This window comes from Sinomicrobium oceani (genome assembly GCF_900119185.1).
Taxonomy (GTDB): Bacteria; Bacteroidota; Bacteroidia; order Flavobacteriales; family Flavobacteriaceae; genus Sinomicrobium; species Sinomicrobium oceani.
The window spans coordinates 39,048-64,553 of record NZ_FPJE01000001.1; the positions used below are offsets into that span (position 1 = coordinate 39,048).

Annotated in this window: 19 protein-coding genes; 13 read left to right on the plus strand and 6 right to left on the minus strand. The window is 46.4% G+C overall.

The annotated features are described in order from the left end of the window. Positions 1–84 precede the first annotated feature (84 nt). Together BT112_RS00210 and BT112_RS00215 are read left to right on the plus strand one after the other, a co-directional pair. Positions 85–978: an ABC transporter ATP-binding protein gene (locus BT112_RS00210; protein WP_072315289.1), complete on the plus strand. Its 894-nt coding sequence runs from the start codon at positions 85–87 to the stop codon at positions 976–978. A 168-nt stretch (positions 979–1,146) separates the two neighbouring features. Next, positions 1,147–1,977, plus strand: a complete 831-nt coding sequence (locus BT112_RS00215) for an ABC transporter permease (RefSeq protein ID WP_072315290.1) — start codon at positions 1,147–1,149, stop codon at positions 1,975–1,977. A 153-nt stretch (positions 1,978–2,130) separates the two neighbouring features. On the opposite strand, the gene BT112_RS00220 is transcribed toward BT112_RS00215, so the two are convergent. Next, positions 2,131–2,754: a LysE family translocator gene (locus BT112_RS00220; RefSeq protein WP_072315291.1), complete on the minus strand. Its 624-nt coding sequence runs from the start codon at positions 2,752–2,754 to the stop codon at positions 2,131–2,133. A 103-nt stretch (positions 2,755–2,857) separates the two neighbouring features. Here BT112_RS00220 and BT112_RS00225 point away from each other — a divergent pair, with 103 nt between their 5' ends. From BT112_RS00225 to BT112_RS00240, 4 genes are all read left to right on the plus strand, one after another. Continuing rightward, on the plus strand, positions 2,858–3,778 hold the full coding sequence (locus BT112_RS00225; RefSeq protein WP_072315292.1) for a LysR family transcriptional regulator: 921 nt from the start codon (positions 2,858–2,860) through the stop codon (positions 3,776–3,778). 180 nt (positions 3,779–3,958) lie between these two features. Continuing rightward, on the plus strand, positions 3,959–5,989 hold the full coding sequence (locus BT112_RS00230) for a GxGYxYP domain-containing protein (protein WP_072315293.1): 2,031 nt from the start codon (positions 3,959–3,961) through the stop codon (positions 5,987–5,989). A 135-nt stretch (positions 5,990–6,124) separates the two neighbouring features. Continuing rightward, positions 6,125–6,679, plus strand: a complete 555-nt coding sequence (locus BT112_RS00235; RefSeq protein WP_072315294.1) for a DUF4251 domain-containing protein — start codon at positions 6,125–6,127, stop codon at positions 6,677–6,679. Positions 6,680–6,763: 84 nt separating this feature from the next. Continuing rightward, the gene (locus BT112_RS00240) at positions 6,764–7,240 is read left to right on the plus strand and encodes a nucleoside deaminase (protein WP_072315295.1); all 477 of its coding nucleotides are present in this window, start codon (positions 6,764–6,766) and stop codon (positions 7,238–7,240) included. Positions 7,241–7,483: 243 nt separating this feature from the next. On the opposite strand, the gene BT112_RS00245 is transcribed toward BT112_RS00240, so the two are convergent. Beyond that, positions 7,484–9,274, minus strand: coding sequence for a hypothetical protein (locus BT112_RS00245; protein WP_072315296.1), 1,791 nt, complete (start codon positions 9,272–9,274; stop codon positions 7,484–7,486). 280 nt (positions 9,275–9,554) lie between these two features. On the opposite strand from BT112_RS00245, the gene BT112_RS00250 reads away from it, so the two are divergent. The 4 genes from BT112_RS00250 to BT112_RS00265 all read left to right on the plus strand — a co-directional run bounded on the left by BT112_RS00250 (position 9,555) and on the right by BT112_RS00265 (position 17,321). After that, positions 9,555–12,425 carry a TonB-dependent receptor plug domain-containing protein gene (locus BT112_RS00250; protein WP_072315297.1) on the plus strand — a complete coding sequence of 957 codons (2,871 nt, stop codon included), beginning with the start codon at positions 9,555–9,557 and terminating at the stop codon, positions 12,423–12,425. Between the two features lie 349 nt (positions 12,426–12,774). Further along, entirely contained in the window at positions 12,775–14,781 is a 2,007-nt protein-coding gene (uvrB, locus tag BT112_RS00255; protein WP_072315298.1) for an excinuclease ABC subunit UvrB, read from the plus strand. A 169-nt stretch (positions 14,782–14,950) separates the two neighbouring features. Continuing rightward, positions 14,951–15,958, plus strand: a complete 1,008-nt coding sequence (locus tag BT112_RS00260) for a formylglycine-generating enzyme family protein (protein WP_072315299.1) — start codon at positions 14,951–14,953, stop codon at positions 15,956–15,958. Between the two features lie 40 nt (positions 15,959–15,998). Next, positions 15,999–17,321, plus strand: a complete 1,323-nt coding sequence (locus BT112_RS00265; RefSeq protein ID WP_072315300.1) for a Gfo/Idh/MocA family protein — start codon at positions 15,999–16,001, stop codon at positions 17,319–17,321. Here the strand turns inward: BT112_RS00265 and BT112_RS00270 are convergent. Together BT112_RS00270 and BT112_RS00275 are read right to left on the minus strand one after the other, a co-directional pair. Further along, entirely contained in the window at positions 17,314–18,477 is a 1,164-nt protein-coding gene (locus BT112_RS00270; protein ID WP_072315301.1) for a serine hydrolase, read from the minus strand. The genes BT112_RS00265 and BT112_RS00270 overlap by 8 nt on opposite strands. A gap of 134 nt (positions 18,478–18,611) precedes the next feature. After that, a complete protein-coding gene (locus BT112_RS00275; RefSeq protein WP_072315302.1) occupies positions 18,612–19,154 on the minus strand; it encodes a thioredoxin family protein in 543 nt (180 codons plus the stop codon). Positions 19,155–19,374: 220 nt separating this feature from the next. On the opposite strand from BT112_RS00275, the gene BT112_RS00280 reads away from it, so the two are divergent. Genes BT112_RS00280 through BT112_RS00290 form a run of 3 tightly spaced genes read left to right on the plus strand, consistent with a single transcriptional unit; the run spans position 19,375 to position 22,382 of the window. Then, positions 19,375–20,463 (plus strand): AI-2E family transporter, encoded by a 1,089-nt coding sequence (locus BT112_RS00280; protein ID WP_072315526.1) that lies wholly within the window; start codon positions 19,375–19,377, stop codon positions 20,461–20,463. A gap of 6 nt (positions 20,464–20,469) precedes the next feature. Then, positions 20,470–21,666 (plus strand): class I SAM-dependent methyltransferase, encoded by a 1,197-nt coding sequence (locus BT112_RS00285; protein WP_072315303.1) that lies wholly within the window; start codon positions 20,470–20,472, stop codon positions 21,664–21,666. Positions 21,667–21,722: 56 nt separating this feature from the next. Beyond that, on the plus strand, positions 21,723–22,382 hold the full coding sequence (locus tag BT112_RS00290) for a 3'-5' exonuclease (protein WP_072315304.1): 660 nt from the start codon (positions 21,723–21,725) through the stop codon (positions 22,380–22,382). A gap of 22 nt (positions 22,383–22,404) precedes the next feature. Here the strand turns inward: BT112_RS00290 and BT112_RS00295 are convergent, their stop codons facing one another. Both BT112_RS00295 and bglX read right to left on the minus strand, forming a co-directional pair. Continuing rightward, on the minus strand, positions 22,405–23,166 hold the full coding sequence (locus BT112_RS00295) for a glycoside hydrolase family 16 protein (RefSeq protein ID WP_072315305.1): 762 nt from the start codon (positions 23,164–23,166) through the stop codon (positions 22,405–22,407). Next, a complete protein-coding gene (gene bglX, locus BT112_RS00300) occupies positions 23,166–25,463 on the minus strand; it encodes a beta-glucosidase BglX (RefSeq protein WP_083564723.1) in 2,298 nt (765 codons plus the stop codon). The genes BT112_RS00295 and bglX overlap by 1 nt, the downstream gene beginning before the upstream one ends. Positions 25,464–25,506 lie beyond the last annotated feature (43 nt).

The window sequence follows — 25,506 nt, forward strand, 5'->3', positions numbered from 1 at the left end:
AAATCTTTCAAAATACCACATCATCTTGTAACAAAATCGTACTTTATCCGTCAAGTTTATTAAATAGATCAAAAACCATTTACTTTGGAAACTATTCTAAGCATTCAAAACCTCACCAAGAAGTTCGGTTATCTTACTGCCGTACAGGATCTTTCCTTTACCATAGAAAAAGGGAATGTGTATGGTATTCTCGGGCCGAACGGCAGCGGAAAATCCACCACCCTGGGTATCGTACTCAATGTGGTCAATAAAACCTCGGGAGATTTTCATTGGTTCGACGGCACGGTATCTACCCACGATGCCCTGAAAAAGGTAGGAGCCATTATAGAGCGTCCCAATTTCTATCCGTACATGTCCGCCGAAAAAAACCTCGAACTGGTCTGCCGGATCAAGGGTGTACCTTATCATAAAATACAGGAAAAACTGGAAGTCGTAGGCCTTGCAGACCGTAAAGACAGTAAGTTCCGCAGCTATTCCCTCGGTATGAAACAACGGCTCGCCATAGCCTCTGCCCTGCTCAACGATCCGGAAATACTCATCCTCGATGAGCCTACGAACGGGCTCGATCCCCAGGGAATACATCAGATAAGACAACTCATCAAACAGATTGCTGCCGATGGCACTACTATACTGCTGGCTTCTCACCTGCTGGACGAAGTAGAAAAAGTATGCTCCCATGTCGTCGTACTGCGTAAAGGCAAAAAACTGTATTCGGGCCGCGTCGATGAAATGATTGCCAGTCACGGTTTTTTTGAATTGAAATGTTCTACCAATGAAAAGGCACTGGCACTGTTGCAGAACAACAGGGCTTTCCGGGAGATTAAGGAAGAAAACGGTCTCCTCACGGCCTTTCTCGACGAACCCATGGAAGCAGAGGTATTCAACCGCTTTATGTTCGATAATGGTATCGTACTATCCCATCTCGTAAAACGGAAGGAAAGCCTCGAAGAACAATTCCTGGCCCTCACGGGAAGTTAGACGATTCCGGGTATAAGGCGAACGGCGCGGAGAATAGGATATGTCCCGCAGTACAACAAATAAAAACGGCCTGTACCGGAAAGGATCACCCGTTGAAATCTCCGGGAATTACATAACATTTTAACAGGGAGGCTCAGACTCCCGGCTAACAAACTAAAAATTTCAAGAATGCTTCGTCTACTACAGATAGAATACATAAAACTCTGGAACAACCGGTCGAGCCGGGTGTTGATTGTCGCCTATTTTGCGCTGCTGTTGTGCATTGCACTCATAGCTACCATAAAGTTTGATATCGGACAAGTACACTTCCAGGTAGCCGAACAGGGAATATTCAACTTTCCCTACATCTGGCATTTCAATACTTTTGTGGCCAGCTGGCTCAAATTATTTCTGGCCATCATCATCGTATCCATGATGGCCAATGAATACAGTAACAAAACCATCAAACAGAACCTGATAGACGGGTTGAGCAAGTGGGAGTTTATTTATTCTAAATTCCTCACCGTACTGAGCTTTGCAGCCATATCAACGGTATTTGTCTTTATCGTATCACTGCTGCTGGGCCTTTTATATTCCGATTATAACGAGATCTCCATAATTTTCTCCGACCTGGAATACCTCCTGGCCTATTTCGTCAAACTGGTCGGCTTTTTCTCTTTCTGTCTCTTTCTGGGAATGCTTGTTAAACGCTCGGCTTTTGCCCTGGGTTTCCTGGTACTCTGGCAGGCTTTCGAAGGAATATTATACGCTGTCATCCGGTGGCAGTCCGATGGTAATATGGCTTCGGCTATTGCCGATTTCTTTCCGTTAAATGCCATGGGCAATCTTATCAAGGAACCTTTCACCAGACTTAATGCTGCCCGTACGGTGGCCAGCCAGATCGGCGAAACCATTACCAAAGATTACAGTGTCCACTGGTTTGAAATTGCGATCGTACTTGTATGGACCGCACTCTTTATCTATTGGTCCTATGCCTTGCTCAAACGAAGAGATCTTTAATAATAAATCTATCCCGATTATACATTCAAAGGCGTGAAACAACTTCTAAATAAATGGTTTCACGCCTTTGTGATTTACAGGATCCGAAAGCCTATTTTCCGGTCTATTACAAAACCCGCATCGGAGACATACCGCATGCCTTTACTGCTATGGCTAAGTACATCCTATAGTGATTCCCATTAGAATAAAAACCAGGCCACTTCCCGTATGCAATGCTATCCGCGCCCGGGGATTAGCTATGAACTTCCGGGAAAAAGTACCCGCACATACCGTCAGGATCAGTAACCAGCTCACCCCCATTACAGCATAGGTGAGACCTAACAGCATAAAAGGAACCGGGTTATCCATCTGGTCCGGGGCTATAAAACGCGGAAAAAAAGCCAGGAAAAACAACGCTACTTTCGGATTGAGTACATTATTCAAAAAACCGGACCAGAAATCACTTTTTGACCTGCCTCCTTTTATATCCTGAGTTATTTCCGTAGAAAACTCCTTCCTCTTTTTAAGACTTACAAGACCCAAATACATGATATACAAAGCCCCCGCATACTTAATAAAAGTAAAAACAAATTCGGATTTAGCAATTAACACCGATAATCCGAGCGCTGCAAAAAGCGTGTGCATCAAAATACCGGAATTCACGCCAAAGGTCGCGTACATTCCGGATCTCTTACCTTTCCCTATGGATTTATTCAATACAAATATCGTATCCATTCCAGGTGTCACAACAAACAAGAGGGTTGCAACGACAAAAGTGATATAATTTTCAACACCCATAACCTCATCTTTTAAACTGAGTTATTTCCATGCAAAAGAATGATTTTGACACTGCCTAAAAAATACATATTTTTGATTGACTTATGCAAAAAATGCATTAATCATGACTGTTCAGCAAATAAAATATTTTCTCGTGCTGGCTTCGGAACTGCATTTCTGGAAGACAGCCGAAAAGGTTTTTATCTCCCAGTCTTCGTTGAGCCGTCAAATTCGTGCTCTTGAGGACGAATTGGGCATTCCTTTGTTCGAAAGGGATAAAAGAAATGTAAAACTGACCGATGCCGGTAAATTTCTCCGGGAACACTGGACCACGACCATCAATGAGCTCGACCGGCTTCACAGGCAGGCCAGAAAAATCGATGAAGGTACCACCGGCCTTATTTCCATATCCTATCCCGGCTCTATTGCATTTAAATTTCTTCCGGATTTTCTGGAAAAGCTGAATACCAATATGCCGGAACTCCAGGTGGAACTCACCGAACCCACCGATGAAAACCACGAAAAATTCCTGCTCAACTATCAGACAGATATTGCCTTCAGCCGGGACCGGATAAACCATCCCGGGATCGATTCCCTGAAATTGTATTCCGAAGCGATCTACCTCGTTGTTCCCGACGACCACTGGCTGAACAAAAATGTCCTGAAAGACCTCACCCCGTTACGGGATGAAAAATTTATCATTTCAGGTCTGCATCGAAGTACCTTTTTTGCTTCACTGCTGAGGAGCTTATTTGACAAACACGGTTTTGAACCGAAAACCACTATGGAATCGGACTTCGGAGGTATGATCTTAAACCTCGTTTCCAAAGGACTGGGAATTTCTATTCTCCCTTCGTCCTTCCGTTTTGCCCGGACCGAGCATATACGATTTATAAGGCTTGAGGAAGAAATAGACCTGTATGTGAACTGGAGGAAGAAAGAATTCAATAAAGCTGTCAAAAAAATAGTGGAATATGCTTCGGCCATCGGCCGGTCCATCACCACTACGCATTGGGATATCCCCGATGCCGACCCCTTAAAATGATATGGATCCCCCCGGATCCGTAATGTCGTAGGGCTCCCGGACCATTAAGTTACGTAAAACCTGTTTTTCAGACTCCATAGCTGTTAAACCAGGGATTAATAAGCAGATCATTTATTTCTATTTTAATCCGTATATTTACGAAAAACCTTACATAAAAACCCAATCTTAACTCTTCTACCCATGAACCTACCAATCCAACCGCACCCGTGCAGGCTCCTCTTCCTCTTAGCTTTTGTATTCGCATTACCGGCAACAGCCCAGGTAACGTGGCCTTCCGGTCAGCTTCTGCCTTCTTTTCCGGCTTCGGCCCAGACCCAGGACCTCATCATCCTTCGGGAGACTTCCTCCCGGTGGCAGGGAGAAGGACCCGAGCTGAGTCATAATACCGGACGTCCCGAAACGGACGGATGGCTGTGCCAGACCGGAATCGACGAAGCAAACCGGCATATGATCTTCGGCCCTTATGACACTTCACTGCCTGCAGGTCCGAATGTGGCAGAATTCCGAATGAAAGTGGATAATAATACTGCCAATGATGACCCCATAGTGGAGATCGATGTGAGAAATGCAACGACCGGACAAGTTCTTGCCTCACAGGTAATCACGCGAACACAGTTTCCAGTAGCCGGGAACTATACCAATTTCACGCTGCCTTTTACCATTCCGGCAGACAACCAGTCCGTAGAACTTCGGGTGTACTGGTACGGCACCTCCTATACCAAAGTAGACTGGGTAGGCGTACAGCAAAACAGTTCCTCGGCAGAAATGTATCTCTTTGCTTCACTCAAAGGAATAATCAACACTACCCAGCCCCGGATTTTTTCGTATGAAGGCGATGCTTTTGCCGAGGGGCAATATACCTGGCTGCAATCGCTCGGGCTCAGCTGGAATGAGCCTGCGGATAAGTGGGACCTCATCACCAAATACCGCAACGAGATATCGGGCCTGATCGTTTATGATCCGGAACAGATACATACGGTTAACCTGGCTACCATGATGGCCGGAGACCAGGCAGCCCTTATTACCTCTCCGCTACTGTTGTCCCGCCTTACCTCCGCTCCGTACAATTTTCCCGTACTACAGGATCTGCGCGGGTCCTACAGCAGCAAACTACAGGTGTATCAGGACATATTTGACAACTACTGGCCCGGTCTGGATAAACGTCTGCTGATAGGTCTGAACCCGGATATTCATAAGGCGGCTCTGCGCGAATATGCCACGGCACTCGGAACAGCTGTGATATGGCTCGATCCGGAAATCGCAGGAGAAAGCGAACTGCTGAACAGTTTCCTGTCGTCCATGCCTGACGGGGCTAACTATATGGGATGGTGGCCCGAGGAAGCTCCAGGAGTGGAAAGAGCTTCGACCTATGGTATTGCCACTATTGCCAGCGACTGGGCAACCAACCTCACCGTACACAGCGGCACATCGCGAACCGTAAATATCAAACCCGCACCCCCGAAACCCACATTGCAAAACAAACTTTATGTAGCATTTATCATCAGCGATGGTGATAACCTGCAATATGTAGAGCACCTGATGCGCAAAATATGGGGCAATTCCGACCGGGGTTCCGTTCCGATAGGATGGACACTCTCTCCGGCCATGCTCGATGCTATGCCGGGTGCACTCAATTATTATTACAGTAGTGCTACCGATAATGACAACCTTATTTCCGGTCCGTCCGGTTATGGGTACACCTATCCGAACAGCTGGCCCAGCCAGAATCTGCTCAACCAGTTTGTGATCAAGACCGAAGATTACAACCAGCGGGCCGGTTTCCGGGTCATTACCATATGGAACACCATTACCGGGGGTATCGACCAGAACGTCGGGCAGACTTTTGCCTCCCTGGCCCCTTCCCTCCTGGGATTAACAGCACAAAATACCGGGGGAGGCCTCACTGTATATGACAATGACCTGCCCGGAATGGCGCTTTCGTGTAATTATTGCACGAATGAACAAGCCATGAAAGATCACATCGCCAGTGCAGCATCCGGATGGGGCGGTAACGAGCCCCGTTTTATTATCATTCAGGCACAACCGTGGAATAACGTGACCCCGACAAGCTTCAAAAATGTAGCCGAATCGCTGAATGAAGATTATATCATCGTACGTCCCGATCATATCTTTCAGCTTATCCGGGAAGCCAACAACCTTCCGGCAAGTCAGAACAAAGACGGGCATACCCATCGGAACAAGCGGTTGTAATAGCGTAGCCCTATTTCCTCATTTTTCATATCCATCCGGCGAGCTGTAAAAACAGGTTTCCGGACGGATAAAAATATTCGTATGGTATTCTCAAATAATTTCTTAACTTGTATAGTAGTTTTAAATAGCTGAAAGATGAAACACCTTCACTATTTCGCAAGCGTTATATTCGTCCTGCTTATCTTGGGAAGCTGTGGTACAGGTAAAAATACGGTTCCTGATGCGGGCAAAGTAGCCGCACTCGACTCTCTGGTTCGTCAAAAAAATTTCAGGGTCGAAAATCAGTGGGCTTATCCCATGGTTACCAATGCTATGATGCAGGTAGGAGCATTGCTCGGCCCCATGAATAATGCACAGCGGATCAATCTTATGGGTAACCCGAATTATCTCGAAATCAAAGGAGACTCCGTTAAAGCCGAATTACCGTATTTCGGAGAGCGTCAGATGGGCGGCGGTTATAACCCGGACGGACAAGGTATAAAACTCGATGGCAAAATCTCCGGTTGGGACTTGAGTTATATCGAAAAGAAAAACCTTTACCGGGTAAAATTCAGAGCGGGACAAAACAGTGAATCTTTGAATATCATTCTCGAATTATATCCCAATAACAGAACCATGCTTATGATAAACAGCACACAGCGGAACCCCATCAGCTATGAAGGCACCGTAAAAGCATCGGACAAAGACTGATCCCCCTTTTATTGCGGATATTCTACCACTGCAACAGAAATTTATACATTGGAGCGTTTTACATACTGACACAAGCATATACACATGACAAAAGAAGACAGAAAATTCATGCGCAGGGCTATCGCACTTGCCCTTGAAGGTATTGATGCCAATGCCGGAGGACCTTTCGGTGCCGTCATCGTAAAAAACGGAAAAATTATAGCGGAAGGTTACAACCAGGTGACCTCTCAAAACGATCCTACCGCTCATGCAGAAGTTACAGCCATACGCAAGGCCTGTGAAAAACTCGGATCATTTCAGCTGGAAGGCTGTATTATATATACCTCCTGTGAGCCATGCCCTATGTGTCTCGGTGCCATTTACTGGGCACGACCGCAAAAAGTATTCTATGCGCTTCACAGGGAAGATGCCGCTAAAATTGGTTTTGATGATCAGTATATTTATGACGAACTGGGCAAAACCATGGACATGCGCCAAATCAACTTCGAAAATATCAGTCGCGACGAAGCACTTCCCGTATTCGAAGCCTGGAGCCAAAAAGAGGGAAAGACCGACTATTAAAAAACTATCTGACCGCAAAGTCCCGTTTCCCGTCAGGCAGACTTTCCACCCGGTAGCTCGGAACTACTCCCAAACCCGGATGATATAAAAAACAACCCGTTGTGCGGTTAAAACCTAAAAAAGATGAAGATGAGAAAATCAATCTTGCACAACGGGTTGTAAAATAAATAGATTATAAGTTCAATGAGCTATCAGATTATTCAGACCACCGGTAATTTAGTAACTTAACAACCCAGTAACCGATTAACCTGATACCTCAACAACCAACCTCTCCCCGGCCTTAGCCAGTGTTTCATTGATGATATCTTTTTCGGTTGTCGAAAGCGGCATTTCCGCAAACAGCTTTTGGTAATAGGTGATCCCTTGCAGGAGATTGTCCCGAAAGCGCTTTACTTTCTTATCGGTTTGTACGGACGGATGTTCACGGGCTTCTTCCGCTACCTTTTTATAAGCATCGAGATATAGCTCAAGCTCTTTGATAAACATATTCGGACGGTCTGATACGGATACTACCTCTTCCCTTCCATAGATATGCCCGATCATTTCACCTAAGGTCATTTGCCTGTCAAAATAAGCAATATTCGGTCCCGGACAGATCGCAACGCCCTGGGCTTCTCCTTTGACCGGAAGATCATGCTCCATATAGGCTGCATTAGCCAGGCCTACGCAAAGACATGATTTGTCGGTAATATGTTGTTTTTTTAACTTATAATCGGTCGGAGAAAGTTTTTCTTCATGCAGTGCTCTCAACTGGGCTTCCTGATATTTCCGGGATGCCGTACACACCTGTTTCTCTCCATCAAGCGTATGCAGTGCCAGGTACTTTTTCGGACAGGAACTACCAGGCCTGTTCTTAGCTATACGGGTATCCCTAAGTTGCTGATTGGTCGTATTACGGACCGTATTAAAAGAAACTCCTAAAGGAGAGATATCACTGAGATAAAGATCTTTTTCCTTTGCCCCGGCCAGTAATTCCCTGGTCTCCTTATCTACTGCCGTCGCTTCTTCAACCAGCAGAAAAGGAGAGCCCCAGCCTACGCTGTCTACGCCGTAATGCTCAAGCAAAAAACGGTGTTCCGCTGCTGTTCCGACACCGCCCTGAACGGTTATTCTGAGCTTCGGTTGTGATTCCGGAATTGTTTTCCCTTTATTTTCAAGAACTTTACACACCGCTTCGAAAGCCGTGGAAGCCAACAGGCTTTTCTTTTCCCGGAACTCTTCCAGTATAGGCCCGAGCAGATAACCGTCACTGGCAAAAGCATGACCTCCGCAATTGAGTCCCGATTCGATACGAAACTCCGACACCCACAATCCCTTTTGTGCCAGAAACCTGCTCTGTATCTGGGCCGAACGAAAGTCACTCACTTTAAGGACGATCTTTTTTTTCAGTTGTCCATCGGCATCCGGAAAAAAGTCTTCAAAATCTTCCAGATAAGAATACAGCCTGGGGTTCATCCCCGCAGAGAGTACGAGTGCAGAACTCAGCCTGCTCCGGGCAAAACCACGTAATGCGGCATGTGCATCGTTATAGGATACGGGCAGGGGTTCACCATCCTTAAAATTCTCTTTGTCTACCTTGGTCATGATGTTTACATCAATAGCACCGGGGTGTAATGTCTTGTCCAGATAATCCAGCACCGTATCCCTCAAAGCGATACCACCTTCCGCAAATTCCTGTATTTTCTTCCTGATGCCGCTGCTCTCCGGCAATATGCTGCAAAAATACTCCTGTACCGAAGTGCTCTCCGCCAGCTCCTGCTTGAACATCCTGAATTTTTGCTGCACGATATCCTCCATCAGGTTCAGGTAATTCGTGATTCTTTTTGCCCGGTAATCCAGAGCCTTTTTAGTGGTTTCCTGGTATGGAAAATGAAATTTCCTGCTGTAAAATGCATTCATTCGCTCTATGAGTTCATCATCCACGATCGATACTACCGAGTCTATCCCGTACTGGGCCACCCGGATTGGCGTATCGATGGTAAACGCAAGCCCCATCACCGGAATATGAAAAGTATGTAATGCCTGGGTATTCATTCTTATGTACTTGTTTTAATAAAAAATTAGTGCTAAAGGTGCGACAATACTTCTGTACGGAACATGACATTTATCATACTCCCTGCATAGCATTAAAAAACAAGGATATCCCGGCATAACCACATCATAAAAAAAGGAGATTACAACAACTAATTCAGGCATTTTTCCCCCACAAAAAATAAAATAAATTAATTTGTGAGTAAGAATTTACTTTTTAAAAAGCATTTTATTACATATATTTAACATACCTTTAATAAGGCTAACCTCAAATTATTTACCTATGAAGAAGATATTACCTGTTTTAAGTTTTTTAATAATTTTCACCTCCGGATTTTCACAGGAAATGACAGTGACCGGAACGGTCACCGATGATACCGGGGAACCCCTTATCGGTGTTTCTGTAGCAGTTAAGGGAACGACCCGCGGTACAACCACGGATTTTGATGGTAAATATGCCATAGATGCTTCTTCCGGAGACATCCTCATATTTTCTTACGTGGGCTTCGAAAGCAAAAGACTTACTGTAAATACGGCCAGCCTCGATGTACAGATGGACCCCGGAGTAGCTTTGGAGAATGTCGTTGTCGTAGGTTCCAGAAACCCTTCACGGACGGCTACGGAAACAGCGGTTCCGGTCGATGTTATCGATGTCAGCGAACTCACCTCCCAGGGTCCTCAGATCAATCTCAACCAGATCCTCAATTACGTAGCCCCTTCTTTTTCCTCAAACACACAGACCATTTCGGATGGTACGGATCATGTCGACCCCGCATCACTACGTGGGCTCGGCCCGGATCAGGTACTGGTACTGATCAATGGTAAAAGAAGGCATACCTCTTCCCTGATCAATATCAACGGTACGTTCGGACGGGGAAATGTAGGGACCGATCTCAATGCGATCCCCGCTGCGGCCATCGAACGTATCGAAGTACTCCGGGACGGTGCGGCGGCACAATACGGTTCCGATGCTATAGCAGGGGTAATAAACATCATCCTGAAAAAAAGCGTCAACGAACTTACGGTTATTGCCACTACCGGTGCTAATTTTTCCAAAAATGCCGAAGAACAGACCGGCGGCGTTGATGGGGCAACTACCAATATCAGTGCGAATTACGGACTGCCTCTGGGGGAAGACGGTGGATTCATCAATTTCACCGGTGATTTCGACTACCGTGACGATTACAACAGGATGAAAGAATGGGAAGGCACCGTCTTTAATGCCTATAATGCCATAGAAAATGTAGCCAGCGCCAATGGTTATGATATCAGCGACCTGTTTACCGATATCGATGCTATAAAGCAGTACGGAGCACAGGTTCCTTATTTTTCCTCCGAATTGCAAGGCGATATTGCTGCGGCCGGTACTATTCAGGATTTACAGGGTATTCTCGATACGGATGTAACCGACCAGGAATTAGCCGCCCGGGGACTACAGCGAACCGATTTCAACATGCGTGTCGGACAATCTGCACTTCGCGGCGGACGGTTTATGGCGAACTTTTCCCTTCCGCTCGACGATAACGGCACCGAACTCTATTCTTTCGCAGGGATCAGCTCCAGGGCGGGAAATGCCGCCGGGTTCTATCGTATGCCCAATGAAGCCAGGACATATACCCCGGCATATATCAACGGGTTCTTACCGGAAATCAATTCCAAGATCAAGGACCGCTCCCTCTCTGCCGGGATCAAGGGTAAAATAGGGGAATGGAACGTAGATTTCAGCAACACCTATGGAAAGAATGCGTTCGATTATGAAATATCCAACACCTCTAATGCCTCCATGCTCAATGCCTCTCCCACCCGTTTCGACGCCGGAGGATTCGCATTCACACAAAATACGACCAATCTCGATATCAACCGCTTCTTCGAAACTGTTTTTTCAGGGCTCAATATAGCATTCGGAGCGGAGCATCGGTTTGAAAATTATGAAATTACGGCCGGTGAACTGGCATCCTATGCACAATATGATGTAAATGGTATTCCGATTACCAATGATTCCCAGGTAGCCCGTACCGATTTTTTCGGAGCACCGAGGCCCGGTGGCGCACAGGTCTTTCCCGGTTTTGCAGAAGCCAATGCGCTGTCGCGTGACCGGACCAGTATCGCCGGATATTTCGATGCGGAAGCAGATTTTACCGAGCGTTTCCTCGTGAGCTTTGCCACCCGGTTCGAGAACTATTCCGATTTCGGGTCTACCATAAACTTTAAAGTAGCCACCCGTTTGAAAGTGACGGATAATCTCAATCTGCGCGCCGCGGCAAATACCGGGTTCAGGGCGCCTTCCCTGCACCAGCTGTATTTTAATTCTACCTCTACCATATTCGACAACCAGGGAAATCCACAGGAGGTAGGTACGTTTTCCAATGACAGCCGTGTGGCCAAACTACTCGGTATCCCCAAACTGAAAGAAGAGACTTCCAGGAGTATCAGTGTCGGGTTTACAGCCAAAATTCCCGATGCCGGTATCAGCATTACCGTAGACGGATATTTCGTCGCTATCGATGACCGCATCGTGTACACCGGACAATTTCAACCCGGGGACAATGAAGAATTGCAATTGCTTTTCAGCCAGGCCAATGCATCCCGGGCCGCTTTTTTTGCCAATGCGATCGATACGGAATCCAAAGGACTCGACATGGTCATCACCCATAAAACTTTACTGGGTAACAACCTGCAGCTCAAAAATGACCTTTCCGCCACCCTGTCACAAACCAGGAGAGTCGGGGATATCAAAGCTTCTTCCGTACTCGAACAGGCCAGGCAGGTAGACACCTATTTCTCCGAAGAAAGCCGTATCTACCTCGAAGAAGCCGTGCCGAGAACCAAGATTAACCTGACCAATAATCTTTCCGGTGAAAGGTTTAATATTTTTCTCAGGAATGTCTTTTTCGGTAAAGTGACGGAAGCGACCAATATTATTGAAAATCAACAGGAATTCGGCACCAAACTGGTCACTGACCTTTCACTGGGGTACAAGTTTACCCCTGAAATTACCTTTACCGTAGGTGCCAATAACCTTTTCGACATCTATCCGGACCGGGCTATCGAAGCTAACCGAAGTAGCGGCAGGTTCGATTGGTCACGAAGGGCACAGCAATTCGGTATAGGCGGGCGTTTCCTGTTTGCCAGGATCAGCCTGAAACTCAAATAAACAAACGGTCCGCGGCAAGGTTCACACCGAAATCATAAGAAGTAGACCAGCTCCGGTATTCGAAAAATTATTTTTTATGGACCTTAATAAAATATACCGGAAAAAAGGGCGTTAACCTCTTATAATACGACAAGTCTCGTTGTATACAGACAGACAAATGACGTATTTTACTTTAACACATTCTCATTTTTCGAGATTATGTTTGATTTAGCCCCAAACTTCCACCCCGGTGGAAGTTTTTTTATTTCCGTCAGGTTCGGGAAGCACACGTGATACGCTGCCGCTATGCCTTCCGGGCTGCAAGTTTCTCCTTTCTTTATACTTCGGACTTTGTTTGTATCTTTACCGTATGAAATTCCAGGTAAAATCAGATTTTAAACCGACAGGAGATCAGCCGGAAGCCATACGGCAACTGGTTTCGGGTATCGAACATGAAGACAGGTATCAAACTTTACTGGGTGTTACCGGATCGGGAAAAACCTTTACGGTAGCCAATGTCATACAGGAAGTACAGCGTCCTACCCTGGTGCTGGCACACAATAAAACCCTGGCAGCACAGCTTTATTCGGAATTCAAGCAGTTTTTTCCGGACAATGCCGTGGAATATTTTGTCTCCTATTATGATTACTATCAACCGGAAGCCTACATTCCTGTTTCGGGAACGTATATTGAAAAAGACCTCTCGATAAACGATGAGATCGAAAAACTCCGATTAAGTACAACCTCCTCCCTGCTTTCCGGAAGAAGGGATGTACTGGTTGTCGCTTCCGTATCGTGCCTGTACGGTATCGGTAACCCCCAGGAATTTCAGAAAAATGTTATCCCGATCGAGCGGGACCAGGTGATCTCCAGGACCAAATTTCTCCACCTTCTCGTACAAAGCCTCTATTCGCGGACTACGGCCGATTTCCTTCGCGGAAACTTCCGCATAAAAGGAGATACGGTCGATGTATTTCCCGGGTATGCTGATAATGCTTTCCGTATTCATTTCTTCGGAGATGAGATCGAGGATATCGAAGCTTTCGATCCGCAAACTAACGAGATCCTGGAAAAATATGAAAAACTGAATATCTACCCGGCCAATATCTTTGTCACTTCTCCCGATGTGCTGCAAAACGCCATCAAACAAATACAGGACGACCTGGTAAAACAGGTAGATTATTTTAAGGAAATCGGGAAACATCTCGAAGCAAAACGCCTGGACGAGCGGACCAATTTTGATCTGGAAATGATCCGTGAACTCGGCTATTGCTCCGGTATCGAAAACTATTCGCGTTACCTTGACGGGCGGGAAGCCGGAACAAGGCCTTTCTGCCTTCTCGACTATTTCCCGGACGATTACCTGATGGTAGTCGATGAAAGTCACGTGACCATTCCACAGGTACACGCCATGTACGGAGGCGACCGGTCACGAAAGGAAAACCTCGTGGAATACGGGTTCAGGCTTCCTGCAGCCATGGACAACCGACCGTTGAAATTCGAAGAATTCGAAGCGTTGCAGAATCAGGTGATCTATGTCAGTGCCACTCCTGCAGATTATGAACTTCAAAAATCTGACGGCATTTACGTGGAACAGGTTATTCGCCCTACCGGGCTTCTTGACCCGGTGATCGAAGTACGCCCGAGCCAGAACCAGATCGACGATCTTGTCGAAGAGATACAACTCCGTACGGAAAAAGATGAGCGCGTACTGGTGACAACCCTGACCAAACGTATGGCCGAAGAACTCACCAAGTACCTCACCAGGATACAGGTACGGTGTCGCTACATACACAGTGATGTGGATACGCTGGAACGCGTGGAGATCATGCAGGACCTGCGTAAAGGCCTGTTCGATGTGCTGATCGGGGTGAACCTGCTCCGGGAGGGACTCGATCTGCCCGAAGTTTCCCTCGTCGCTATTCTCGATGCCGATAAGGAAGGATTCCTGAGAAGCGCCCGCTCTCTGACCCAGACCGTCGGACGGGCAGCCCGGAACCTGAACGGAAAGGCCATTATGTATGCCGACAAAATAACGGATAGTATGCAAAAGACAATCGATGAGACCAATTATCGAAGGGAAAAACAAATGGCTTTCAATACAGCAAACAATATTACGCCCAAAGCCCTCAATAAAAAGATCGATTCCGGTATCCGAAGAGTTTCAGCTACAGAAGCCTATCACGAAAATTTCCGGAAAGGACCGACAGCTGCCGCTGAACCGGATATGACCTATGCAACCAAAGAACAGGTAGAAAAAAATATCCGGGAAAAACGTAAGGCCATGGAAAAAGCTGCCAAGGACCTGGATTTCATGCAGGCTGCAAAACTGAGGGATGAGATAAAAGCCCTACAGGAAAAAGTAAAATCCATGTAACACAGCGAAAAACCGGCATGGTCCGTCATTTTAGACTGTACCAATATATGCCTTTTCTAACAGAACTATATTCTTTTTGTTAAATAATGTTAATTCCTTATTTAAACAAGAATAATTATATAATATTCGGAAAGTTTAAGAATACTAATCGTCAATCTATATACCGGAAATGCCTCGAAACCGAATACATATTCTCCTGTCTTCCGCTGCAGGTCTTGTCTTAATGTTTACGATCACATCCTGGAAGATTTTCAAAGAAAAAGAGAACTCCGATCCTTATACCCAGAAGATTCCCGGAACCGAAATCTCCTTTGATATGGTACCTCTTAAAGGCGGTACTTTTGAAATGGGAAGTACCGGGAAAGAAGCCGGGCACCGTGATGACGAATCTCCCGTACATAAGGTAAAAATAAGTCCTTTCTGGATGGGTACACACGAAATCACATGGGATATCTACGAGCTGTTTCTCAATAAAGGATACGAACAAACCATGAGCAGCGATCCCATTGGAGAAGAGGTAGATGCTGTATCCCGCCCTACGACACCATATCTGGACATGACTTTCGGAATGGGGAAAGAGCATATGCCTGCAGTAGGAATGACCCAATACAATGCGATCCAGTTCTGCAAATGGCTCTATATCAAAACGGGAGTTTTTTACCGGTTACCTACCGAAGCGGAATGGGAGTATGCCTGCCGGGCAGGGACAACATCCGCATATTTTTTCGGGGATTCCGCAGATAAGCTGGCGGACTATGCGTGGTTTGCGGAGAACAGCGAAGAAAAAACACATCCCGTGGGTACCAAAAAACCAAATCCATGGGGACTTTACGATATTATCGGGAACGTTATGGAATGGACATCAGACCAATATGTGTCCGATAGCTATGAAAACTTCTCGGGAAAAACAGCAGAAAATCCTGTGGTGGATGCAACAGAATTATACCCGCGTGCGATCCGGGGAGGCAGCTTTAAAAACGCTGCAGAAGATCTCCGGTCTGCCCGGCGTTTTGCATCCGACCCCTCCTGGAAACAGATCGATCCCCAGATGCCCAAAAGCAACTGGTGGTTTCCGGAAGCCTCTTTTCTCGGTATTCGTGTAGTACGGCCGGTTGATCCGCCCTCCGAAGCGGAGATCCTGAGCTACTACGACAGGGAGCCCATTGAAGATTATTGATATATCAACCTTAACCGTTAATTATAAATTCCTTTTTCTTATGAAACCATCCAACGCAAATAGCCGTAGAGATTTTATGAAAACCGCGGCTTTGGCCACTGCCGGAGCCACCATGTTAAACCCGATCAGTATCCCCGGGGCTTATGCTGCCGGAAGCGATGTGATAAAGATTGCTCTTATAGGATGCGGAGGCCGGGGTACCGGAGCTGCATTTCAGGCCTTTGAAACCGGGCATAACCTGAAGCTTGTGGCTATGGCCGATGCCTTTGAGGATCAACTGGAAGACAGCTATTCCAAACTCCTTAAAAAATTCGGAAAAGAAAAGGTAGATGTTCCGCAAGAAAGGAAATTTACAGGTTTCGATGCCTATAAAAATGCCATCAAAGAAGCCGATGTGGTCCTGATTGCCACTCCGCCGGGGTTTCGGCCCACCCACTTTGAGGAAGCCATCAACCAGAATAAACAGGTATTTATGGAAAAACCCGTAGCGACAGATGCCACGGGGATACGCAAGGTCCTGGAAGTTGCTGAAAAAGCAAAAGCCAAGAAACTCAATGTTGTGGTCGGACTCCAGCGAAGATATCAGGATAATTATATAGAAACCATAAAGAGAATACACGATGGTGCCATAGGCGATATCGTCGGCGGACAGGTTTTCTGGAACGGTGGAGGTGTATGGGTGCGCGAAAGACAACCCGGACAAACGGAAATGGAATACCAGATGCGGAACTGGTATTATTTTAACTGGCTGTGCGGTGACCATATCGTAGAACAGCATGTACACAATATCGATGTGGCCAACTGGGTAAAGGGAAGCTATCCCGTTAAAGCCGAAGGAACCGGCGGACGACTCATACGTACGGGAAAAGATAACGGTGAGATCTTTGACCATCACGTCGTGCTTTTTACCTACGATGACGGAACGGTGATACACAGCGAATGCCGCCATTTTCCCGGAGTACACAATCGTGTGGACGAAAGCTTCCAGGGAACGAAGGGACGTACTTTTATGCACGCCGGAAATCATGGGGTACTATGGGATGCCAAAGGTAACGAACTCTATAAACACAACGGAGAGCACAATGCAAATCCGTATCAGACCGAACACAACGAACTCTTCGGTGCAATAGTCAAAGGAGAATACAAATTTGCCGATGCAGAAAATGCGGCCAAAAGTACCATGACAGCTATTATGGGACGATATGCGACCTACTCCGGGAAAATTATCAACTGGGATGAAGCATTGAACTCCGAAGTAGAACTAATGCCGGATACGCTGGACTGGAATGCCATGCCTAAAGTGGTACCCGGAGAAGACGGATACTATCCGCATGCCATCCCGGGAAAAACCAAAGTTATTTAAGGTGATTACGATTCGCTGATATGGCGAGTAATTCATTATGATAAATCTGCCTGCCCAATTCCGCAAGGAAGGGCAGGCCTTTTTCTTTGTAAGCGTATACCCCGTCATTCAATATCCCGTTGTCATTCACTGTTACAGTCGCCGTAAGTATAAATTCCACCCCGCTTTCCTTATCCTTTATATAAGCACAATCCGTTAGCGTACCGTAAGCATAGCCTACCTTGTTATAGATCTCCAGGTTTTCCGGAATGGTAGCCACGGTATCACCGAAAAGAAAAAAACGATCGTAACTCTCCGGGTATTTCAAGGCATCATAACCGGCCTCTTCCGGGGTTGCTTTCATGGCATAAAGCAGGAACTTCCGGTCTTCCGCCCTCAGATCGAACTGGTGTTTTTCCGGATATAGCTGCGGGAAGATCAACCGCTTCATCGTATTGTGAAGTGTCTTAACCGGATAGTAATTTTTCAGGGAGAAATCCATAGGCCCTTCTACCAGTACACTGTCTTTGATATAGCCCTTCCCCTTCGAAACTTCCCGGAGATCCAGTGTATCCGGAGCGCTGTTATAACTGGAAAACAATTGTACCAGGGTAGTGTCATTTTTATAGGCAACTATGGGTTTTGTCGCAATATCAGCAGCATGCTCTACAGACAACCGATGAGAAAGCCGAAACGGTTGCAGGCCTTTATCTTTCATTTTCTGATTGACGTAATCCGTACCCAGGAACTCGTACAACCGGTTAAAAGCCCTGTTATCGCTCACCGCAAAAATTTGCCTTACGGCTTCTGCCACCGTAGTCTCTTCCTTCTCTTCTTCCAGAAAGAAACGGGTATTACGGTTCATCCATTTTTTCTCTTTGATCCTTTCCATAGCAAGTATGGCCATGGGGAACTTGACGGTACTTGCAGGATAAAAATACAAACTGTCTTTTGCCCGGTAGAAGAAATCGTCGAATACCGGTTTCCCGGAAGGATCGTACGTAATACGCGAGAAAACCACCTGTACCCCATGGCTCTCTGGATCGTCCATGATCCTTTGAATTTCCGGAAGTTCGGCAGCCAGTGCTGTACGTATCGGCGTAGTAACATCTGTCTTTGATGTTTTTTTACAAGCCACAAGACTTAAAAGAAGAACACAGTATAGAAGTCGAAACATAATCACTAACATCCTGATTTTGAAATAAATTTAAAAAAAATATTTCAAAATTCCCGCATATCACTGGATGATCATGAAAGATTTTACCCCGGATGGTAAAAGGAAATTCACTTTAAGACAGGGCGAAATATAAACTACCGGGAACCTCCCCCGGATTGGTAGTCTTCCCAGGAGGTGGTTTCAAAGATGTCATCCCCGAAATACCTGGCTATTTTCAGAAATTTCTCTGGTGTCTGGTAACCCGGTACCGGCGAAAGTAACTGTTGTTTTTCATTCAGAAAAACCACGGTGGGATAACTCAGGCGGTTCTGAAGCAATGCTGCCGCAAGTTCGTGATATCCTCTGCGACCGGCTGCCACATATTTAAAAGTACGCCCGTTATATGCTATTTCTTCTTTTCCTTCCCCGTCCAGTTTGACCATATAAAATTTGTCGCGCATATAAGCAGCTACTTCCGGATTGGCAAAAGTATCCTTATCCATTTTCTTACACCATCCGCACCAGTCGGTGTACACATCGACAAATATCTTCTTCGGAGAAGTATCCTGTTTTGATTTTGCTACTGCCTTTTCCCAACTCATCCAGTTCACGGAAAGGTCTTCCTGTCCGAAGACAGCCGTAAACATTCCCAGAAGTAAGATCAGCAGAAAAGACAATATATACCGTATCCAGGCCATGGTTCTGTATTTTAGTGCATAAAGGTAAGAAAAACTTTGACATCCGGCCGGTTATTTACGCTCCTTACCTTACCGGAATACGGATATTGACGGCTTTTTGGTTCCGGGTTCCCTTCAAAATAATACGATCTTCGGTTATGTGTACTCCACATGAAATTATTACATTTACTTTTTCTGACAGCAGCCTCTTCTGTCTTACGGGATTTAAGAATATACTATGATAAATTCAAAGATTATTGCCAACGGAATTATCCGGGCGGTAGGCATACTGGTCGGAATAGCACTTCTACTGTTTCTCCTGTACAAGATCAAAGCAGTTCTGATCTATATCGCTTTTGCAGTCGTTATATCACTTATCGGAAGACCAATAGTCCGGTTTTTCAAATACAAACTGCATTTCGGCAACACCATTTCCGTGGTAATCACCATGACACTGCTCGTAGGTATTATTGCCGGCCTGGTGGCTATGTTCATTCCCCTCATTATCCAGCAGGGGCATAACCTCTCTCTGCTCAATATCAATGAACTTCAGCGAAATCTGGAAAGCCTCTACACCCAGATCAGTGATTATCTTGCGGCGCGGCAGATAGATATCTCTCAGTCTTTAAAAGAATCCGATGTATTCTCGGCCTTCGGGATATCCGCCATTCCCGATTTCCTGAACTCCCTGGTCGGCACTATAGGAAATTTCGGTGCGGGATTATTCTCTGTCGTTTTTATCTCCTTTTTTTTCCTGAAAGACAGCAGGCTATTCGATGCTTCGGTCTTTACACTCATTCCGGACAACAAGGAAGAAAAAGCCCGGAGGTCTATGGAAAAGATCAAAAACCTGCTTTCCAGATATTTTATAGGTCTGGTTTTACAAATCCTTATACTTTTTGTCATATACACCATTATTTTACTGATCCTGGGCATTCCCAATGCACTGGTTATAGCCTTCCTCTGCGCCCTGCTCAACCTTATTCCCTATATCGGCCCGCTTATCGGCGGATCTCTGATGATCATCCTCACCATGACAGGGAACCTCGGAGAAGATTTCAGCAGCGTTATACTTCCCAAGAGTATTTATGTCCTTATCGGTTTTATAATTGGTCAGCTTGTCGATAATTTTGTAAGCCAACCGGTTATTTTCTCCAACAGCGTCAAATCGCATCCGCTCGAAATTTTTCTCATCATTATCATAGGAGGGCTACTTTTCGGGGTAACGGGAATGATTATTGCCGTTCCTGCATACACGGCGATAAAAGTAGTTTTGAAAGAGTTTCTGGCCGAAAACAAGATCGTAAAAAGCCTGACCAAAAACCTGTAATTCATCTTGAATAAAACACTATTATATCCGGAGGTACAACAGTATATTTCCGAAAATATTTATACCGACACCGTAGCGCTCAGCCTTCGGAAAAGTCCTTTTGAAGGGATTGCCATGCACGAAATAACCGGGCAGATCGATGCCAGGAAAAAGTCGGAAAAAAAACTACCCTCCTGGTTTTCGACTCCGGGGATCTATTACCCCTCCAAATTGTCGATAGAACAAACCTCATCGGAAAAAACAGCCGGGTACAAGGCTTCACTGACCGGAGGTGACTCCCTGATAGACCTCACCGGAGGCTTCGGAGTCGATTGCCGATTTTTTGCCCGGCAGTTCAAACAGGTATTTCATTGCGAGGTCAACGAAGAACTTTCGGCAATCGCCGCTCACAACTTCCGGCTCCTCGGGATAACGAATATCACAACCGTTCCGGGTAACGGTATCGATTATATCCGGACATCCGGAAAGCAGTTCGATTGGATCTATATAGACCCTTCACGCAGAAGTGACAGCAAAGGAAAAGTCTTTATGCTTGCAGACTGTATTCCGGATGTTCCTTTTCACCTGGATATGCTCTTTACCCATGTGGACAATATTCTTATCAAGACCTCCCCCATACTGGATATCTCCAACGGTATCCGGGAATTGTGTGACGTCCGGGAAATCCACATTGTAGCCGTAAACAATGAAGTAAAGGAATTACTATGGCTATTAGAGAAAAAATATACCGGAGACTGCCAGATAAAAACCGTTAACCTAAACGATCCCCATACGGAAAAATTTAATTTTCGAAGGGAAGCCGAGACCGGTGCCCATGTATCTTATAGCCCGCCCCTGAACTATCTGTACGAACCGAATGCCGCCATAATGAAATCGGGAGGTTTCCGGTCGCTTTCGAAGAAAACAGGACTGTCCAAACTTCATCAGCACACCCATTTGTACACTTCCGAAGACTGCTTTCCGGACTTTCCCGGGCGTACGTTCAGGATACTGAAAATAATGGATTACAATAAAAAGGCTATTAAAAAAGAGCTGGGTGCAGGACGGGCCAATATCACCACCCGAAACTTCCCCGAAAGCGTAGCGACAATCCGCAAAAAATTCGGGATAAAAGATGGGGGGGACCGCTATGTCTTTTTCACAACAGACCGGAACGACACCAAAACAGTGCTGATATGTGCAAAAAGTAATGTAATTTTATAACAATGAAACGGATCGGCGCATACGCTCCATACCTGTAATTCGAATACCTAAAAAAGATGTTCACTTTCTTTCAAAAAAAGCAAAAGGACTATCCGGACTACTGGCTGGCCTACGAGGAGTGTTTCCGGGAAAAAAACGGACCGGAAATCTTCAATACCCGTTTTGTTGCGCTCGATACGGAAACCACAGGATTCCATTATAAAAATGACCGGGTGCTCAGCATCGGGGCCGTATCCGTGATGCAAAACACCATCTCCGTCGCTGACGTTTTCGAGATCTATATCCGCCAGGACACTTTTAATCCCGAAACCGTTAAGATACACGGGTTACTCCGTGAAGACAGACGCGTGGATGCCGTGAGTGAAGAGGAAGCGATACGACAATTCCTGGATTATATCGGGAATGCGGTTCTCGTGGCCCACCATGCCAACTTTGATCTCACCATGCTAAACACAGCCCTGAAACGCATGGGATTACCGAAACTGAAAAACCAGGTACTGGATACCTCGGTCCTCTACACGAGATCGCGGATCACCTCTAATCTTATAGATCATAACCGGAGTTACAGCCTGGACGAACTTGCCGATACCCTCAATGTAGCCAAAAGTGACCGCCACACTGCTACCGGAGATGCCTATATCACGGCACTGGTCTTTCTGAAAGTACTGTCGCGGCTCGAAAAGAAGGGAATACACAAAAACAAAGACCTGTCCTGATTCCTTTTTCCCGACTTATCCTTTAACGGTAGACCTTGATATAGTCCACAATAAACTGCTGTGGAAATATCGAATCATCGACTTCCGGTCCGCCGAAATTTCCTCCTACGGCCATATTGATAAGAAAGTAAAAAGGATGTTTAAACGGATAGGTATCCTCATTTTTAGGTTCCGGGGAAAAGGTATAAACTTCCCGGCTGTCGATAAAGAATATAATCCGTTCGCTGTTCCACGATACACCGTACGTATGAAAATCCCGGGCGAGACCGGGAACTACGGTTGTTTTGGTATTTACGGTATTTCCGTGACTTTCCGGGGTATGTAATGAGGTGTGTACCGTATCGGGTTGCCGCCCTACGTATTCCATGATATCGATCTCACCCGCCCCGGGCCATCCGGCTTCTGCTATGTTACTTCCGAGCATCCATAATGCCGGCCATAGTCCTTTTCCCTTCGGCACCTTAGCCCTTATTTCTATAGTACCATACCTGAATTCCGCTTTACCCCTGGTATTGATCTTTCCACTGTAATACGTATCTCCTACTTTGTCGGCCGTAATCATGAGAAAGCCATCTTTTACGGTCACGTAATCCTTATTATAGATCTGTCGTTCGTTATTGCCCCAGCCACAAAGATCGGGACACCCGTCACCGGTTTCGTAATTCCAGCGGAGTGAAGACAGGCTATCCCCGTTAAAATGCTCCTCCCACAACAGTTCCTTATCGTTCTGGGCTATCAGTACCAGATGGGAAAAACTCAAAAACAGTAGTGCTTTTAATTTCATTATTGTTCGGATTTAAATTCGAAAGCGGTCATATCGGTATCCACAGAATTTCCGCCGATAAAAAGTTTAAAACGTCCCGGTTCGGCCTCCCATTTCCTGTTGATGGTATAAAAGGAGAGCATTTGTTCGTCAATTACAAAATTAACGGTTTTAGCCTCCCCCGGCTCAAGGTAAATTTTTTCAAAAGCTTTGAGCATTTTCACCGGACGTGTCAGGCTGGCGACTTCGTCATGCAGGTATAGCTGTACCACTTCGGCCCCGGCCATTTTACCGGTATTGGTCACGGTCACCGTTACGTTGATCTTTTCCCCGGGACCAAAAGTATCCCGGTCCTGCCGGATATTACCGTATGCAAAATGGGTATAACTCAGCCCGAACCCGAACGGGAACAACGCCTCGTTTGGCGTATCATTATAATGAGAATAGGTCACCTGTTCCCCGCCTTCCGGTCGCCCTGTAGGTTTCCTGTTATAATACAGCGGGGACTGCCCTACGCTATGCGGAAAGGATACAGGCAGCTTTCCTGCGGGATTATACTTTCCGAACAGCACTTCCCCCACTGCATTTCCGTGTTCCGTACCTAAAAACCAGGTTTCCAGAATAGCTTTCATGCTACCCGAACTTTCACTGATATTCATGGGGCGGCCGTTCATCAATACCATCACCGTATTTTTATTAATGCGATGCACCGCATCGATCAATTGCTGTTGTACCCCGGCAAAACGGATATCGGCCTGACTCCTGCCTTCACCGGACTGAAAGGCATCTTCTCCCACAACGAGAATAACCACATCTGCTTTACCTGCAAGGGACAGTGCTTCCGCAAAACCGCTGGTATCATCGGTATTGATATGGAGCGGGGACAAAAAATTCCGCGCTCCCGTGGCCAGGTCGGCCCCTTTTGCGTAGGTCACCGTACATGATGCGGGAGCATGGTTGCGTATGCCCTCCAGTACCGAAACAGCCGAACCCGGATCTGCCTGTGCTCTCCAGTTTCCGAGGGGAGAATCTTTATCGTCGGCCAAGGGCCCTATCACTGCAATGGTCCCGCTCTTTTCGTGCAGTGGCAGGATATGATCTTGGTTTTTGAGAAGCACGATAGACTTTCGGGCTGCTTCCAGGGCAACTTCACGGTTTTCAACAGTGTACAACTCCTTTTTTTCCCGTTCTTCGTTACTGTAGCGATAAGGGTCATCGAACAACCCCAGGTTAAATTTAACCCTTAAAATACGTTTTACGGCATCATCTATTACCGACTCCGGTATTTTATGGTCTTTCAGCAGGCCTGCCAGGTTTTCCTCATAGGCCCCTCCCTCCATGTCCATATCTATGCCGGCGCGTACTGCGAGTTCCGATGCACGGACCTTATCGCCCGCTACCCCGTGGGGGATCAATTCGGCAATAGCCCCCCAGTCGGACACGTTAAAACCTTTCCACTGCCACTCCTCCTTGAGAATTTCACGTTGCAAATAACGATCGGCACTCGCCGGGATACCGTCGATATCATTAAACGAACTCATAAAGGTAGCCACCCCTGCTGCTGCAGCGGCCTTAAAAGGCGGCAGTATCGTATTGTGAAGTTCATGCATACCGATATTCACCGTATTGTAATCGCGTCCTGCTTCGGCAAAACCATACCCGGCAAAATGTTTGGCGCAGGCCGCAATCGTAGCCGGATCGGAAAGATCATCGCCCTGAAATCCTTTTATTCTCGCTACGGCAATCCTCGTATTGAGATAAGGATCTTCACCCGCACCTTCCATGATTCTTCCCCAGCGTGCATCGCGGGAAACATCCATCATGGGAGCAAATGTCCAGTTGATCCCTGCAGCGGCGGCTTCTCTTGCGGCTACGGATGCTGTTTTCTCCATAAGCGCTGTATCCCAGCTGGAACTTTCTCCCAAAGGAACAGGGAACATCGTACGGTACCCATGGATAACATCATACCCGAAAATAAGAGGGATCTTAAGCCTGGAATGCTCCATAACCAACCGCTGCGCTTCCCGCGTATTTTTGACGGATGTTACATTGAGCATCCCCCCCACATATCCTTTCTTCAGCTTTTCCAGTTTTTTCCGGTCATCCGTACCGGTCGCAGGTCCGGTAACATCCCAGCTTCCGTTATACAACACCATCTGGCCTATCTTCTCTTCGAGGGTCATCAATCCCAGTACGGAATCGACCTTATGCTCCGTAACCCGTGACGGATTGTCCGGTGCGGATGAGTAATCCCCGGAACACCCGGTGAGCAGCGCTCCCATAAAACAACCACTAATGATATATGCTTTATAATTCATGATTTTTTTCAGAAAAAAGGGCAGGTCTACCCTGCCCATGTCA